The 15,907-nt window shown below is 45.8% G+C and carries 18 protein-coding genes and 1 pseudogene; 8 read left to right on the top strand and 11 right to left on the bottom strand.

Annotated elements, in window-relative coordinates:
* The first annotated feature begins 11 nt into the window (after positions 1-11).
* From DWX43_RS08815 to DWX43_RS08805, 3 genes are all read left to right on the top strand, one after another.
* Complete coding sequence (locus DWX43_RS08815) at positions 12-572, top strand: chromate transporter (RefSeq protein WP_118620046.1); 561 nt, start codon at positions 12-14, stop codon at positions 570-572.
* Entirely contained in the window at positions 569-1,135 is a 567-nt protein-coding gene (locus DWX43_RS08810) for a chromate transporter (RefSeq protein ID WP_118620045.1), read from the top strand. Before DWX43_RS08815 ends, DWX43_RS08810 begins: the two co-directional genes overlap by 4 nt.
* Before the next feature lie 171 nt (positions 1,136-1,306).
* Positions 1,307-2,302, top strand: coding sequence for a D-isomer specific 2-hydroxyacid dehydrogenase family protein (locus DWX43_RS08805; protein WP_243099282.1), 996 nt, complete (start codon positions 1,307-1,309; stop codon positions 2,300-2,302).
* An 11-nt stretch (positions 2,303-2,313) separates the two neighbouring features.
* Here DWX43_RS08805 and DWX43_RS08800 read toward each other — a convergent pair whose 3' ends face one another.
* From DWX43_RS08800 to DWX43_RS08785, 5 genes and pseudogenes are all read right to left on the bottom strand, one after another.
* Entirely contained in the window at positions 2,314-2,922 is a 609-nt protein-coding gene (locus DWX43_RS08800) for an ABC transporter permease (RefSeq protein WP_118620145.1), read from the bottom strand.
* A gap of 5 nt (positions 2,923-2,927) precedes the next feature.
* Positions 2,928-3,698 carry an ABC transporter ATP-binding protein gene (locus DWX43_RS08795; protein WP_118620044.1) on the bottom strand — a complete coding sequence of 257 codons (771 nt, stop codon included), beginning with the start codon at positions 3,696-3,698 and terminating at the stop codon, positions 2,928-2,930.
* A gap of 12 nt (positions 3,699-3,710) precedes the next feature.
* On the bottom strand, positions 3,711-4,589 hold the full coding sequence (locus tag DWX43_RS27180; RefSeq protein ID WP_243099285.1) for a glycine betaine ABC transporter substrate-binding protein: 879 nt from the start codon (positions 4,587-4,589) through the stop codon (positions 3,711-3,713).
* A gap of 99 nt (positions 4,590-4,688) precedes the next feature.
* Positions 4,689-5,192 (bottom strand): annotated as a pseudogene (locus DWX43_RS27175) (ABC transporter permease); the annotation flags it as partial.
* Between the two features lie 359 nt (positions 5,193-5,551).
* Entirely contained in the window at positions 5,552-6,157 is a 606-nt protein-coding gene (locus tag DWX43_RS08785) for a 4Fe-4S binding protein (RefSeq protein ID WP_118620144.1), read from the bottom strand.
* Between the two features lie 221 nt (positions 6,158-6,378).
* Here DWX43_RS08785 and DWX43_RS08780 point away from each other — a divergent pair, with 221 nt between their 5' ends.
* Positions 6,379-6,708, top strand: coding sequence for a helix-turn-helix domain-containing protein (locus DWX43_RS08780; protein ID WP_118620042.1), 330 nt, complete (start codon positions 6,379-6,381; stop codon positions 6,706-6,708).
* A 26-nt stretch (positions 6,709-6,734) separates the two neighbouring features.
* Here DWX43_RS08780 and DWX43_RS08775 read toward each other — a convergent pair whose 3' ends face one another.
* On the bottom strand, positions 6,735-7,559 hold the full coding sequence (locus tag DWX43_RS08775; protein WP_118620041.1) for an AraC family transcriptional regulator: 825 nt from the start codon (positions 7,557-7,559) through the stop codon (positions 6,735-6,737).
* Between the two features lie 172 nt (positions 7,560-7,731).
* Between DWX43_RS08775 and DWX43_RS26930 the strand changes: the two genes are divergently transcribed.
* Positions 7,732-7,908, top strand: coding sequence for a hypothetical protein (locus DWX43_RS26930; protein WP_181368647.1), 177 nt, complete (start codon positions 7,732-7,734; stop codon positions 7,906-7,908).
* Between the two features lie 103 nt (positions 7,909-8,011).
* Here DWX43_RS26930 and DWX43_RS08770 read toward each other — a convergent pair whose 3' ends face one another.
* On the bottom strand, positions 8,012-8,803 hold the full coding sequence (locus DWX43_RS08770; RefSeq protein WP_118620040.1) for a nitroreductase family protein: 792 nt from the start codon (positions 8,801-8,803) through the stop codon (positions 8,012-8,014).
* Between the two features lie 264 nt (positions 8,804-9,067).
* On the opposite strand from DWX43_RS08770, the gene DWX43_RS26925 reads away from it, so the two are divergent.
* The 3 genes from DWX43_RS26925 to DWX43_RS08760 all read left to right on the top strand — a co-directional run bounded on the left by DWX43_RS26925 (position 9,068) and on the right by DWX43_RS08760 (position 10,631).
* Complete coding sequence (locus DWX43_RS26925; RefSeq protein ID WP_181368646.1) at positions 9,068-9,244, top strand: hypothetical protein; 177 nt, start codon at positions 9,068-9,070, stop codon at positions 9,242-9,244.
* A gap of 256 nt (positions 9,245-9,500) precedes the next feature.
* Positions 9,501-9,689 carry a ferredoxin gene (locus tag DWX43_RS08765; protein ID WP_109730950.1) on the top strand — a complete coding sequence of 63 codons (189 nt, stop codon included), beginning with the start codon at positions 9,501-9,503 and terminating at the stop codon, positions 9,687-9,689.
* 192 nt (positions 9,690-9,881) lie between these two features.
* Entirely contained in the window at positions 9,882-10,631 is a 750-nt protein-coding gene (locus DWX43_RS08760) for an ABC transporter ATP-binding protein (RefSeq protein WP_118620039.1), read from the top strand.
* A gap of 31 nt (positions 10,632-10,662) precedes the next feature.
* Here the strand turns inward: DWX43_RS08760 and DWX43_RS08755 are convergent, their stop codons facing one another.
* The 4 genes from DWX43_RS08755 to DWX43_RS08740 all read right to left on the bottom strand — a co-directional run bounded on the left by DWX43_RS08755 (position 10,663) and on the right by DWX43_RS08740 (position 15,899).
* Positions 10,663-12,903: an EAL domain-containing protein gene (locus tag DWX43_RS08755; RefSeq protein WP_118620038.1), complete on the bottom strand. Its 2,241-nt coding sequence runs from the start codon at positions 12,901-12,903 to the stop codon at positions 10,663-10,665.
* Between the two features lie 121 nt (positions 12,904-13,024).
* The gene (gene gatY, locus DWX43_RS08750; RefSeq protein ID WP_118620037.1) at positions 13,025-13,876 is read right to left on the bottom strand and encodes a tagatose-bisphosphate aldolase subunit GatY; all 852 of its coding nucleotides are present in this window, start codon (positions 13,874-13,876) and stop codon (positions 13,025-13,027) included.
* A gap of 20 nt (positions 13,877-13,896) precedes the next feature.
* The gene (gene pfkB, locus DWX43_RS08745) at positions 13,897-14,844 is read right to left on the bottom strand and encodes a 1-phosphofructokinase (protein WP_118620036.1); all 948 of its coding nucleotides are present in this window, start codon (positions 14,842-14,844) and stop codon (positions 13,897-13,899) included.
* A 5-nt stretch (positions 14,845-14,849) separates the two neighbouring features.
* Positions 14,850-15,899: a galactitol-1-phosphate 5-dehydrogenase gene (locus DWX43_RS08740; protein ID WP_118620035.1), complete on the bottom strand. Its 1,050-nt coding sequence runs from the start codon at positions 15,897-15,899 to the stop codon at positions 14,850-14,852.
* Positions 15,900-15,907: the final 8 nt, after the last annotated feature.

Raw genomic sequence — 15,907 nt, 5'->3', positions numbered from 1 at the left:
ATACTTTATTCATGAAGAACAGAAATACTCATTTATGGCTGTTAGCGGTCAATCTATTTATCAGCACCTTCACATTTGGCGGCGGCTATGTGGTTGTACCTATGGTGCGCCGTTTTTTTGTGTGGAAAAAACGATATTTTACGGAAGAAGAACTGATGGATATGGCCGCAGTCGCCCAGTCTGCCCCCGGCGCAATCGCTATCAATTTATCCGCTCTTGCAGGATATCACGTTGCGGGGATGACAGGTGTCCTGATCAGCTGCATAGCGGCGGTTCTTCCGCCACTGCTCATTCTCGGCATAGTGTCAGCCTTCTACACTGCTTTTATCTCCAACGCGGTCGTTGCTGCCGTTTTAAAAGGAATGGAGGCCGGTGTGGCCGCCCTCATGGTTGATTTAGTTGCCGATATGTGTGCCATGATCGTAAAAGAGCGCTCCCTTTTCCTTACCATGATGATCCCGGCCGCCTTTCTCGCAAATTTCTTCCTGCATATCAATGTGGCCCTCATATTGATTGTCTGCTGCTTTTTCTGCATTGTGCAGGTTTTCCGTAGAAAGAGAGGTGCAAAATGAATACAGCTTTTCGTCTGTTCTGGGTGTTTCTAAAAATTGGACTTCTCAGTATCGGCGGCGGTTACGCAATCATTCCCCTGATCCAGGAACAAGTCGTTAAACGCTCCGGCAGCATCAGCCCTAAAATGTTCACGGATATCATCACAATTTCCCAGATGACACCCGGGCCACTGGCAGTAAACACAGCCACATTCGTCGGAATCCAGATCGGAGGCATCGTCGGGGCAGTCGCAGCAACGCTTGGCTGTGTGCTTTGTGGCGTGATTATCTGTCTGTTTCTGCATCGCTTTTTTCAAAAGCACAAAGAATCTTCCTATGTATTTGAAGTACTAAAGGGGCTAAAATCGGCATCTTTAGGCCTCATTATCTCGGCAGCCGTGACCATTATCTCGATTGCATTTTGGGGAACACAGGCACTGGAAATCAAAAATGTCATATCCCTGATGAACTGGACTGCACTGGCGGTCTTCTCCATCGTGCTCCTCGTTCTGCGCAAGTGGAAACTGAATCCCGTGCTTGTCATGCTCATCAGCGGAATGGCAGGACTGGTCCTTTACCTGTGATGCAGAAAACAACGAGCAGGCCGCATCCTGTTATCCGCTCACGATACGAAAGCTCGTTCGCTGGTTATGATTTACCACTTTGACGCGTTCCCCCGTGTGTTTGACAAGCCCTCTTTATTTTTCTAAAATAGGGAAATCAAATATTTATCACATTGCAGGAGGACCCTCTTTATGGAACAAAATACGATCAGGATACTGGCTTTTGAAGTCAGGGATGACGAAAAAGATATTTTTAAGAAGGCTGCCGGGGATCTGGCTGCCGAAGTCACGCTTCTTCCGGACATACTGAATCTGGATACGGTTGACCAATGTGCCGGATATGCCGGTGTAACAACGCTTGGAATGAGCAGGATCAGCCCGGAAGTGCTGGACCGTTTAAAGGAACTGGGGGTAAAATACCTTTCTACAAGAACGATTGGATACAATCACATAGACGTTAATTACGCTAAAAAGATAGGGATACACATCTCAAATGCGGAATACGCACCGGAGAGTGTTGCTGATTTTACGATTATGCTGATGCTTCTTGTCCTGCGCAAGTATAAACCGGCCGTATACCGCCAGAATGTAAATGACTATTCTCTGAACGGCCTGCGCGGCAGGACCTTGAAGAGCATGACAGTCGGCGTGGTCGGGACCGGGCAGATCGGGCAGACCGTTATTCGTTCACTGAGCGGCTTCGGGTGCAGGATTCTCGCCTATAACCGCACTCCCCGCCAGGAATTAGAGGAGTATGCTGAATTTGTCTCACTTGAAGAATTGTATACCAGAAGTGATATCATCACGTTTCATCTTCCCCTTACGGAGTCTACAAAGTATATGGTCAACAGGGAAACACTCTCTCATATGAAAGACGGTGTAATCCTGATCAACACTTCCCGCGGAGAACTCATGGACCGGAAAACACTGATACACGGCATAGAATCCCAGAAAATCGGTGCCCTCGGCCTGGATGTGTTTGAAGATGAGCGTTCCATCTATCACGAGAGCAGAATCAACGACATCATAGCCAACCGGGATATGGCGTACTTAAGGCAGTTTCCAAATGTAGCCATGACGCAGCATATGGCTTTCTATACCGAATCCGCCATTGAAGAGATGGTAGACTGCGGCATTCGTGGGATTGTCAGCATGCACAGAGACGGGACGTGGAAAAAGGAGCTGTAATCTCCGTCTTTTCACATCCGCTTCTCCACTGCCTTGAACACCCCGTTGATAACTAGGGCGAGTCCCGCCGACAGTACACTTCCTGCTATGATCTTATAGATATTCAGTGTACGCAGACCGTCAAACAGGATTGTCCCGAGACCTCCCGCATTGATCATGGCTGCAATAGTGGCTATCCCGATCGTTGATACAACCGCAAGCTGTATCCCTGTGAAAAAGGCTTTTTTAGACAACGGCAGGCGCACCTTCCAGAGCACCTGCAGGCGCCTCATCCCCATCCCTTCAGCTGCCTCGATAACTGCAGGATCAACCTGGTAAAGCCCGGATATAAAATTTCTCAGGAGCAGATATTGATTATATGCAATCAAAACAATCTCCGCCGTTGTCTTACCCAAACCGGTAACCGGAATCAGCAGGGCAAACAGCGCCAGACTCGGTACGGAATAAAGTACAGAAAATGCCTGAATCATATATTCTCCCGCCCTTCTCGAATACACCGCCGCAACAGTCAGTACCGCAGCGATCAGCAGGGAAAAAACAAGGGTTACGACTACCAGCTCCAGATGCTCCAGAAGCGCTTCCAGAAGATCATCGTAATGCCTTGACAGGTACTTCATCATGCCGCTCATACATATCCCTCCCACAGCTTTTCCTGCTCTCTGGCAGACCGGATCAGCGCGGCAGTGAACCCGTCCGCCGGATTCCGGATAATATTCTGCGGGGTATCGAACTGGCATATCTTCCCTTCATTCATGATCATGACCTTTGTTCCCAGCTTAAACGCCTCATGTATATCATGCGTTACAAGAAGGAACGTCTTCTTCAGTCCGCCGTGAAGCCGGAGCAGTTCCTCCTGCAGGCCGATTCTCGTAATGGCATCTACCGCGCCGAAAGGTTCGTCCAAAAGCATGATCTTCGGCTCCACCGCAAGTGCCCTTGCAAGTCCTACCCTCTGCTGCTGCCCTCCGGAAAGCTGTGAGGGATATCGGCCGCAGAATTCTTCCGGGTCTAACCCCACCATTTTCAGGAGTTCCCTCACTCTTTTCTTTGTCTTCTCCTTATCCCACTTCAGAAGCTTCGGGACTGTTGCCACATTTTCTTCAATCGTCATATGGGGGAACAGCCCGGTCTGCTGGATCACATATCCAATCCGCCTCCTCAGCTTTACAACATTAAGGCCAGAGGTATCCTCTCCAAATAAGAAGATCTTTCCTGCTTCCGGTTCATATAGGCGGTTGACCATCTTCAGCAGTGTCGTCTTACCGCAGCCGGATGAACCCAATATAGTAATGAATTCCCCTTCCTCTACAGAAAATGATACATGGTCTACCGCATAGTACCCTGATCCATTAAATTTTTTACTAACATCCCGGAATTCAATTGCCGGTACTGACATCTGGGCGTCCTCCTATTTTATCGACTCGTAATAGTCCAGAGCAACATCTTCATACTCTTCTTTATCCACATCAACTTTTGCATTCAGGGCTGTAACGGATTCTGTATCCATCTTCGCACTGATTCCATTTAAAATATCTGCGATATCGGGGTTCGCCTCAAGCACATTGTCCCGCACAACAGGGGCAAGATTATAAGGCGGCCATACCATCTTGTCATCCTCAAGCAGTGTAAACTTGTCTTTATTTGCAAGCTGGCCCTCTGTTGTGTAAGCAGGGGTCACATCTGCTTCATCCTTTGAGAGCACCTCATATTTCAGACCGCCGTCATATACTTTAGAGGACTTCCAGTCAAATTTACCATAAGCCTTTTCCAGCGCTGGAATTCCGTCTTCTCTCTCATTAAATTCTCCCTGAGAGGCAAAACGCAGCTCGGAGGCATGCTTCTGTAGGTCGGAGATTGTCTTGATTCCCAGTTTATCTGCCACTTCCGTCCGTATTACGAGCCCCTGCCCGTCATTCGCCTTAGAATAATCCAGCCACGTCAGCTGGAACTGCTTTTCATACTCATCTTTCACAGTATCATATACTTCCTGCGGATCCGTAATCAAATCCATATCCAGAACAGAAAGAAGCCCGGTTCCCGTGTATTCCGGGTACATATCGATCTCATCATTTACAATAGATGTATGGATAACCGAACCTGCAATATCGAACACACGCTCCACTTCATATCCCGCGTCCTCCAGCGCAAGCGCATACACTTCTGATACGATCATACCCTCGGTAAAATCCTTTGACCCCACCCGGATTACCGTGCTTTTCTTATTTGATGTATCTCCGCCTGTTTTTGCATCCTTTTTGTTCCCGCAGGCCGTCAGTGATAACAGCATGACTATGCACAGACACGCTGCCGTCAGTCTTTTCATTCTTGATTTCATATTCTTTTTTTCTCCTTTTTCTGTATATTTATATTTCATAAGCTGCTTTTCCAACAGGTTAAAGAACACTCCTGTCAGAATAGAAAGTACCGCAACCGAGATCCCGCCTATCAGCAGCAGGTCCGTCCTGTAAAGTCCCAGGCCCGTCAAAATAATCCCGCCCAGTCCGCCTGCCCCTATCTTGGCCGCAATCGTGGCACTGGCTATGATCTCTACCATAGCCGTTCTTGCCCCGGTCAGTATGGACGGCATGGCAAGAGGTACTTTCACCTTCCAGAATATCTGTCTCTTTGTCATTCCCATTCCGGCCGCAGTCTCCAGCATAAACTCCGGGACATTCTCAAACCCGTCCGCCGTGTTCATCAGTATAGACGGCACAGCCAGAAGCACAAGTGCTGTCATTGCAGGCCTGACACCGGTTCCCATAACCGGGATCAGCAGGATCAGGACGGCCAGGCTTGGAATAATGCGCAGAACCTGAAACACACCGACGATCCATCTTCTGGACTTCCCATACCTGATGCACAGGTATCCCAAAGGAATTCCTATCAGCATAGCGACAACCAGAGCCATCAGGCTGATACTGATATGTTCCCACAGACAGGTCAGGTATTCATCCATACGGTTCGAAAAATATGACTGTATATTTGTCAAAACTTCATTCATTCAACCAGTTCCTCTGTCTTTCGTAATTCTTCATATAGGATGTACTTTCCTCGTATGAAATAAGATGACAGGCTTATCTGTCAAAATACTTCACGGCACTTCTGAATATTATCTGCAGAAATCCCGCTATGATGTGTCTGTTCATCCAAATATCTTATAAATCGACAACAGACTGTAAGTGTAGTATAAAACATCTCCTTCCTGAAAGCAAGAAAATATTCGAATATATGTTCTTTTCCACATTCTCTTTAATGTAGCTTTCTGACCGCATCCGCCGGACATACTTCCCTGCATGCTCCGCAGTGCAGACAATGCTCCGCTTCAATATGAAACGGTATTCCTTCAGAAATACATCCCTGCGGACAAACATTTATACAGCTCCCGCAGCCAATGCAGTTGTCCATTATTTGGAAACCAGCCCTGACTTCTTCTGTTCCATAGGAAAATGTTTCTCTGTTGATCGGGTGGTGTAGCAGGTCAAACCATTCCCCGCTTCCTTCATAAATGAGAAATGCATCCAGAATCAGCCTCGTTTCTCCCGGATAAACCTCATTCATTCCCGGATTATCTACAAACACTTTCTCAAGCCATTCCTTACCCACTTTTTTTATCCCGCCTTCAAATTTCAAAGACTGGCAGTCAGGACACATAGCGCTCAACGCAATCTCCCCTGATTGAACAAGCTGCTCATAAAAAGGTTTCCCTGCGGATGTTACAATGTACATTCCTTCATCTGATGCAATCATGATATTAATAATCCTGCTGTGAGGATGTCCGTCCTCATCCACAGTAGCTGCGGATGCAATCTTGACCTGACGGAACATATCTACATATTTTCTGGCTTTCTCATTCATAAAAAGTACCTTCCCTTCCCTGAAATACATTTTATTTCTCGTTTATGTAAAATGAAGCTGTGTTATTGTTACACTAATATAATAGTTTTTCAGGTTCCAAACGTAAAGTACGCACAATAAAGTTTCTTAGTATCTATCAGATACTATTGTATTATTATGATTGTTCATGGTATGATTTACTAAATGAAATAACGTGGGAAACCTAAAGGAGGTAATTTAAGATGGAAAAAGTGAACAAGATCCCGGAATGTCCTGTAGAAACAACACTGCAGCTAATCGGAGATAAGTGGAAAGTGCTGATTATCAGAGATCTTCTGGGCGGGACAAAACGGTTTAATGAACTGAAGCGTTCTGTAGGCGGCATCAGCCAGAAAGTCCTTACAAGCAATCTCCGTTCTATGGAGGCTTCCGGCCTCATAAGCAGAAAGGTTTACCCGGAAGTACCCCCAAAGGTAGAATATTCCCTGACAGAGACAGGGCTGAGTCTGAAACCGATACTGGACTCCATGATCGAGTGGGGAATAGAATACAAAAAGAAGATAGCAGTTTAAATAACCGGCAGGAGTCAGACAAAAGCCTACTTCTGCCGCACCTCTCTCGGAGAACATCCGTATATCTCATGGAACATCCGGTTAAACAATTTATAATTCGTGAAGCCATGTTTTTCTGCCAGTTCCATAATCCCATCACCTGTATTACAGATATCATAATAAATATGCATCAGCCTGACCTGGTTCACATATCTGGAGAACGTAACCCCCATATTCTTTTTGAAAAATCTGCTGAAATACTCGCGGCTCAGGTAAAAATGAGAAGAAATGTCTTCAAGCAGAATCTGTTCTTTATAATGTTCTTCTATATAATCTGTAATCTCGGCAAGACGGTCCAGACCAGAATCTTTCTCAGTAACCGCAGAATCCGGCCTGCGTTCTGCAAAATGGTTGATTACCTCAAACAGGACCTCCATAGCAATTGCCTGACTCTGGAGATAATACCCCAGGGGCTGTGTAACATAGAGCGGGGGAAGACGTTTTAACAGATTACATATATCAAGGTATGCCTCCAGCTTCTCCTTTTCCAGATTTTCCCTTGTACATGAGATCTGCATTTCATCAATATCCTCCACATAGTTTTTCATCCGGTTTTTTGAATACTGGATAACCACCATCATAGATGCCTTGGCACACTTCATCTCATGAATCTGGTTAGAGTCAACAAGCATAAACTCTCCGGCCACCATAGGATGATCCTTCCCGTCAAAGATTACATTGCCAATACCGTTCAGTATATAGATCAGTTCCACCGCTGCATGCCAGTGAGCCGGAACATATTTCCCCTTATTTGTATGATACTGAATGTCAATCCCTGTCTTCTCCAGCCTGTATAACGGTTCATATAACATTTCTTAATTCCTCCCTTCCGGTAAACTTTTATGTTCCTACCATATCAGACTATTCAAGCAATGTCAATTTTGACATAATAAAAAGTCAAATTCTTATCTAACATCCTTTAAACACGCATGATATCATTATAACTGTCAAAAGGAAATGTCAATAATGAAAGGAGAATGCAATATGAGTAACACATGTGCAGCAACAATGAATACAAGGACTTCTGTAAACTACGAGAAGAAGGCTACTTTACGTGAACGTATTAAAAAATACTTATCTGAAAACAGTGAAATGATCTGTTCCGGTCTCGTATCATTGAACGGCGGTATTTATATCCCATCAAGATATTCCGACAGATAGTGTGAACGAATATGAATCGGGAAAAAGCAGTCAAAAAACAGAAGAAAGAATAAACAGCAGGTACTCCTCAATCAGGGAACCTGCTGTTTTTCATTTACCAGTTTTATTTCCAGATAATGTCGCCCTTCTTCCTCGGAGCCGTCCTTAAATATGTAACTGCCGGATAGCCAAGAAGCATACAGCACGCCACAGGTTTATCACCAATGCCGAGCCATTCCTTCAATTCCGGGCTTTTACTGATAATTCGCATCATATACCCGTTATATAGGGCCCCGACCCCCTCGGCTGCTGCTACATTTTCTATATTCGCCGCAGCAATCCCTCCATCCAGCTGGTTGTCTGATGTTATCACGAGAAATGCCGGAGCATTGAATAACAGTTTATCCTTTTGTGGATTTGCCTTCCACTGTGAATAAAACAATCCAAAAACCCTGCCATACAGAGGCGCCTCTTTTTTTAACCGTTCCACAATGGACGGCATCACTTCCCATACCAGTTTCCGGAATTCATCCATCCCATCCTGGACAAACGTAAATGTACACCCTTGTTGGTTTTTAGCCGTGGCAGAATACCTGCCGGCATCCAGAATACGCCCCGCCTTATCTTTTTCTATTTTGGCGGGCTTATATCTGCGGATACTTCTCCTGAACTTTACCGCATGGAGCATATTCTCCGGGTTTACATGAAAAGTCCCGGGATGATATTCTTCCACATCATCCATATCATATTCCGGAATTGACACCGCACAGACAGGACACAATGCCACACAGTGTCCGCACTCAATACAGCGTTTCGTAACTTCTGCCTTCCCGTCCTTCACAATGATTACATCGCCGGCACAATCCTCCTCACAGGCCCTGCACCCTATACATAACTCCTGGTCAATATTAACCATAGCAGCAATCCCTCTTTCTTTTCCATATTATAATGCCGGCTGCAAAAATATATTTTTCTCCGGCACCCGCGTTTTACCTGTACTCCATTAATACCATATTATACCACCATATCCTTATTTCCGCCATTCTCAATCCAGAGCAGTAACTTCTATGTCAATTCCGCCCTAATAAAAAGTCAAAAACTTATCTAATAACCGAAAAATGCATGTGATAATATAATTACTGTAATCAAGAATTCTAAAAGATCGAAAGGAGATTATATCATGAGCAATACATGTACAGCAGCAATGACTAGGGAAAATGCTTCCGTAAACTATAAAAAGAAACCTTCTTTAAAAGAACGTTTTGTCAAATATATCTTAGACAATCAGGAGTGCATCCTCGGAGGCCTTTCCGCATTAAACGGACACATCTACATTCCCGACCGTACCAGACGATAATAAAAAATGAATAAGAAACATTTAAATGGATAAAACAGCAGGATTCCCCGAATCAGGAACCTGCTGTTTTTGCGTTACTGCTTACGGGTTTCCTGAAAATGTTAACGTTTTTCTATATACAGGCCTATATCCTTTCATTCCTTTTTATAACTTTCCATATACTGGGTATACTATATCTGAACACGCCATTTAACTGTATACTATTTCGTTTTATATACAGAAGTGCCGTGTATCATTTTGAAGGGAGAACTATTACATGAAAGCAATCATTGACAGAGATGGATGTATCGGATGCGGACTCTGCGCCGGAACATGCCCGGAAGTATTCAGTATGGCAGACGACGGACTCGCCGAGGTAATCAGTGAAGTCAATTCAGATACCGAAGAAGGGGCAAAAGAAGCAGCAGACGGATGCCCCGTAAGCGTCATAGCAATTAAGGACTAATTAATGGACTTTAAGCCAACAGAGACTGCCCCGCCGGATTCTGGACTTGCGTTGCCATCGGCGTCCACATCCTCCCACGAACCCAAAGCGCTCTCTTGTTTTCGATTTTCTTGAAGTTTGACCTGTAAACGTGTTATAGTTATTTCAGTATATGTTTTCTGTTTAAATTCAGGAAACGGACCGGAGGCAGGTATGGAGACTATTATTGAGGTTAAGGATCTGGAAAGAGATTACAATGACGGTAAGATAGAAGTTTTAAAGGGAATCAGTTTCTCTGCTGGTGAAGGGGAGTTTATTACGATTATGGGGCGTTCCGGCGGAGGAAAGAGTACTTTTCTGAAGGTTCTGGGGCTGGTAGACAGGCCGACGGATGGAAAGGTTTATTTCCGGGGTGAGGATTCGGAAGATTTATGGGATTCCCAGCTCGCTGATATCCGGCGCCGCCAGATCGGTTATGTGCATCAGGATGCCCGGCTGATGGATTGTCTGACCGTTGCACAGAACATCAAGCTTCCTATGATTCTGGACAAAAAGGACACAAAGACCATGCAGGCACGGATGGAAGAATTGGCGGAACATTTCGATATCCTGCATCTGGCCGGGAAATATCCCGGTGAGCTGTCCGGTGGGGAAAAGCAGCGGGCAGCAATCTGCCGCGCGCTGATTAATAACCCGGATATCATTCTGGCTGATGAACCTACCGGTAATCTCGACAGCCAGTCCGGGGAGATCGTTATTCACGCACTGGAGGAGATTAACGGGGATATGGGAAAGACGATTATTCTAGTGACGCACGATCCTAAGCTTGCAAGCTACAGCAGCAAGACCGTTCTGCTGAAGGACGGTTTGATTCTGGAGACACTAATCCGCCCGCAGGGAGAAAAAAGTGAAACTCAGCAGATATTTTATGACATGATCATGAAAAAAATGGAGGAGCTATGACGATGGGCTCCTCCGTTCGTTTTTTATCAATCTATTCGTTTTGCTCTCTATTATTCTTTATCCGCTTCTCATATTCGGAAACAGGCATCGGTTTAGCATACAGATACCCCTGCGCCGTGGTACACCCTACCTCTTTCAGAAGCGCTGCCTGATTTTCCGTCTCCACACCTTCGACTACAACTGACATGTCAAGCCCCTTCGCCAGCTCGACCACATTCTTTAGAACAATCCATGCACGCTGGTTGGTCTCTGCATTATTTAAAAATGCCCTGTCTATCTTCAGCACATCTGCACAAATATCCTTGATCAGGTTCAGCGATGAATAGCCACTGCCAAAATCATCAATACAAACAAGTATCCCGTTCTGCCCGAGTTCTTCTGTTATCTTCTGCAATGCATCGATATTGTCATGTATCAGGCTTTCCAGCAGTTCAATTTCAATCAGATTCGGCGGCAGGTCGTATCTGCGGACAATATTAAGTACTTTCTGTACATAATCTTTCCCGTAAACCAGAGGTTTTGACTGGTTCACGGAAACAGCAGGCGGATTGAATCCCATATCCAGCCAGTATCTCTGCATTCGGCATACCTCTTCCAGTGTATACAGATCCAGATTCACAATGAATCCGTTTCTTTCAAACACCGGGATAAAATCCGACGGGTACATCACCCTGCCGTCCCTCATCCAGCGCACAAGTGCCTCTGCACCTTCAATGGCTCCGGTATTCATATTACACTTTGGCTGCAGGTAAACCTGAAATTCCTTTCTACCGAGGGCTCCGTGCATAACGTCCTCTATATCCTTGATACGCACAGCTTCTTCTCTCATAGTATCATTGTAGAAGCAGATCTTACATTCGCTGTTCATCTGCTTTGCCCTGCGGTGGGCCATTGTCGTACGGTCGATGATTTTCCCGATATCAGTCTCATCCGGCGTAATCTTGTAAACACCTGTCGTAAATATAACATTATACCGTTTTCCACGGTTATTCTGCTGCTCCCGGAAACGCTCCCGGAAACATGCATCTCTGTTCCTTACCTCTTCATCATCTTTACAGCATACCAGACACAGAAAATTGTCATTACTCATACGCCCGTATATATCATCCGTTGATATGATCTCCGATATCATCCTGTTCATATCGAGCAGGATGGCATCTCCTTCCTGATATCCATACATATCATTAATTAATTTAAAATTATCGATATCCACCCAGACCATATACAGGGAATCAACTCCCTTTTCGATTCTTCTGGCTGCAAGCATCTTGAATCTGTTCAGGTTATTGCCCCCGGTAAATGAATCCACATATGCCAGATAAGAGAGTTTCTTATCACTTTTATAATTCTGCAATACAATCAGCACGCACAGCGCCGTGAGAAGCACTGTAGTAATCATCGCCATCTGGCGGTTTCGTACGACGATACGATCCGTATTCTCATAGACCGATGCCCTTGGCACAACAGTTACAACATACCAGTCGTTAATACCGATCTTTCTGTAGGCCCCTACTGTCGGAACATCATCCATACTATACTCTATAATGCCGTCATCGTTCTGTTCCATATCCTGTTTCATCTGGGCGATCTCAGATTCTTCCACCCCGCTTTTGTCAAGCTCCGCAAACAAATTATCAAATTGGCGGAAATCCGCTTTTCCTGCACTAAATACTACTGGTGTTCCGTCTTTCTGTATGATATAGGAATACCCCTCTCCATAAAAAGTACGGAAATTAAGAATCTCTGAGAATAAGTCCGTCTCGTTTGTTGCTATAATCACCCCGGTTAATTTCTCTGCATGATAGAGCGGCACCGCATAGACATTAATATACCCTCCCCCGATCTTATCAACGATCACATCAGAAACATTGCTTTCTCCATTCAAAGCTTTATGATAATACTCCCTGTCCTGTACGCTGAATACTTCACTGTCTGTCGAAACAGCATATCCATCCGGCGGGATATAGGCAAGCCTCTTAAAGTTGCTGCTGTGGAACTCTGCATCCAATACACTCATCGTGTAATCCATACTGAATTCATCCTGATTGCCAATAATATTCGCAATGGACTCGATATTTTCCAACTGCATGCTGACTGTATTCTTAATTGCCTGGGCACTCTGGATTGCCAGTTCAGTCAGATACTGCCGGTTCTGTTCGTCCACATCCTTTTGGGTGCCCGAGACAAAGTCACGCCCCAGCCATATAATCACTAAAATAATAATAACAAACGCAGTCCCCGGTATGAGCCATTTTGAATTTTTCCCTTCCATACCTGCCCTCCCACTATGCCATTGCCTGTGAATATTATCTTACCATTATTTATGTAAAAAGAAAAGATGAAAGAAAAAAGCAGTAGTAAAGTTATCCAGTGATAACCTACTGCTGCTGGCATTACGCCCTGTTTTGGCTCATGCAGACTTTTATTTTCTCCATTACATACTGCTTAACCTGTTCCCTGCCTGCCGCATTATATTTTTTGGGATCAATCGTATCCGGGTCAGTATCGAACACGGACCGTACGCCCTTTGTAAATGCAATCCGCAGATCCGTGGCATAATTCACTTTGCAGATTCCCCTTCTGATACACTCCTGCACCGTTTCATCCGGAACCCCGGATGTCCCGTGGAGGACCAATGGAATGGAAACAGCCTGCCTGATCTCGGAAAGCCGCTCCACATCCAGCTTCGGAATTCCTTTGTAAACTCCGTGTGCCGTCCCGATTGCAACTGCCAGTGAATCTACTTTTGTCAATTCTACAAAACGCGCCGCTTCATCTGGGTCTGTATACGGATTCCCCTCCCCTGCTTCCAAATCATCTTCTTTTCCGCCGACTTTTCCCAGTTCCGCTTCCACCGGGATTCCTGACGGATGACAGGCATTGGCCACGGCCCTGCTGACCTCTATATTTTCCTCAAAATTTCCGTGTGACCCGTCTATCATGATCGAAGTATATCCGGTTCGGTATGCCTGCATGGCGAGTTCATAGCTGCTGCCGTGATCCAGATGCATGACAATGGGGACGCCTGCCTTCTCTGCCGCTGCCTTGACATTTGCATAAAAATAATCCAGACCGGCATACCTGACCGTGGAAGGCGTGGTCTGCATGATGACCGGGGATCTAAGTTCCTCTGCCGCCGCTGCCACCGCCTGCACCATTTCCATATTCTCTACATTGAATGCGCCGACAGCATATCCATTTGCCTGCGCATCCAGTAATAATTCCTTTGTTGTCACTAATGGCATTTTTCTACCTCATTTCTTTCTTATATCCTGACCTTACTTTCTATCGTTTCTATCTGTATCCGGCCAGCCAGTTCCTGCTGCACTGATTCCTCAAAGCTTCCGGTCCCCGGGGAGAGCGCAGCCGCCGTCGCAGTTGCCACTGCAAATTTCAGTGCTTCCTGCGGACCGTAGTTTCTTTCCAAAGCCACCGCAAAGGCGCCTACCATCGAATCCCCGCATCCCACGGTATTGACTGCCTTTACTTCCGGCGGCCTTCCCTGAAAGATGCCTTCACTGCAGACGAGAAGGGCCCCGTCTCTTCCCAAAGAAATTACTACATAGGGGATTCCCATCCCATAGATTTTCCCGGCATAACTGACGACATCCTCAAAACCGTTTACCTGAATGCCAAACAATGCTTCAATCTCATCCTTGTTTGGCTTCACCATATCCGGGCAGGCCTTAAGCCCGTTTTTAAGAAGCTCTCCGCTCGTATCCAGAATTACCTTTCGGCCCGCTTCTTTTGTACAACGGATCATTTTTTCATAAATATCCTTTGAAACGCCCTGTGGCACACTGCCCGATATGGTTACAACTTTGCTATCCTTAATAATTTCAGGAAAGCGTTTTAAAAACGCTTCTTCCTCTTCTTTCGTGACAGGACACCCCGGTTCCAGATATTCCGTAGATCCATATCCTTCATCCAGAATATTGATGCAGCTTCTTGTCTCACCTTGTATATGTACAAACTGTCTAGAAATCCCATCCTGTTCCAGCATGGATTCCAGATACGCGCCGTTGAATCCCCCTGCCAGCCCGGCCGCCTGCACGTTTTCCCCGCAGATCTTTATGATACGCGCCACGTTTAAGCCTTTGCCTCCCGCGGTATTGCGGCAGGAGGCCACACGCATTACGGTCCCGTTTTCAATCCTGCTGTCCATGAAATATGCTTTATCAATGGATGCATTCAATGTTACTGTCGTAATCATATCTGTTACCTCTCGCTGTCAATTAGTATCTTGCCTTTCACGGTTCCCGGCGTCTTAAACAGTTCAAACGCTTCTGCAATCTGACTGAGCGGCATCTTCCTGAAAATAAAGGAATCGTCAAATTTTAACGCTCCGCTTTTAAAATAATGTGCCGCAAGCTCCCATTCCTCACCTGGAAACGGGGCACTGTAGGACATCCATGATCCAGTCAGCATAAATTCTTTCCGGTTCATATTCTCCCACTCTGCGACAGAAAAACTCAGCTCTTTTGTCGGTGTCCCTACAAAGCAGACATGGGCTTTATTTGCGGCCAGTGCGAATGCCATTTTCATAGTAGCCGTGTTTCCGGCTGTTTCATATACATAGTCAAATCCTTTTCCATCTGTGAGGGCAAGCGCTTTTTCCATAAAATCCTCATCGAGCGTATTCACTCCTGCGGATGCACCAAGCCTGTTTCCCAGTTCCAGCCGTTCCTGAGCGATATCAAATACAACAGTCTTTTTGGCGCCAAATATCTTCGCCCACTGCATCACAAACATCCCGATAGTCCCGCCGCCGAGAATGGCAACCGTCTTTCCGCCTTCATAGGGAACCCTTTTTAACCCATGCAGTGCAACCGTCGCAGGTTCAAAAAACGCCCCCTGTTCAAAGGATACCGCGTCTTCAAAAGGAACCGCATTCTGTTCCGGAACCACGACATATTCCGCAAAACTTCCAAATTCACGGGAACCGATGAAACTGTAATTTCTGCACAGGGAGTAATTTCCCTTCTGGCAGTCCTCACATTTCATGCACGGTACAAGGGGGACCCCTGCAACCCTGCTGCCGGGAGCCACTTTCGTGACACCTTCTCCAACGGCTTCCACAATACCAGAAAATTCATGTCCGAGAACATTCGGGAAAAAGTGGCATGCATTTCCATTCACCCTCGGCACATCGGAACCACATATCCCCGTATATTTTACCTTAATCAGCACCTGCCCCTCTTTCGGGACAGGTTTTTCAATCTCTTCATAACGAATATCATTCTTTGCATGAACAACTCCTGCTTTCATCCGCTTAA

The sequence above is a fragment of the Clostridium sp. AF19-22AC genome, assembly GCF_003479085.1.
In the GTDB taxonomy this organism is placed as follows: domain Bacteria; phylum Bacillota; class Clostridia; order Lachnospirales; family Lachnospiraceae; genus Faecalicatena_A; species Faecalicatena_A orotica.
The sequence above is the reverse complement of the archived record's forward strand: the minus strand, read 5'-3'. Positions and strand labels throughout refer to the sequence as shown.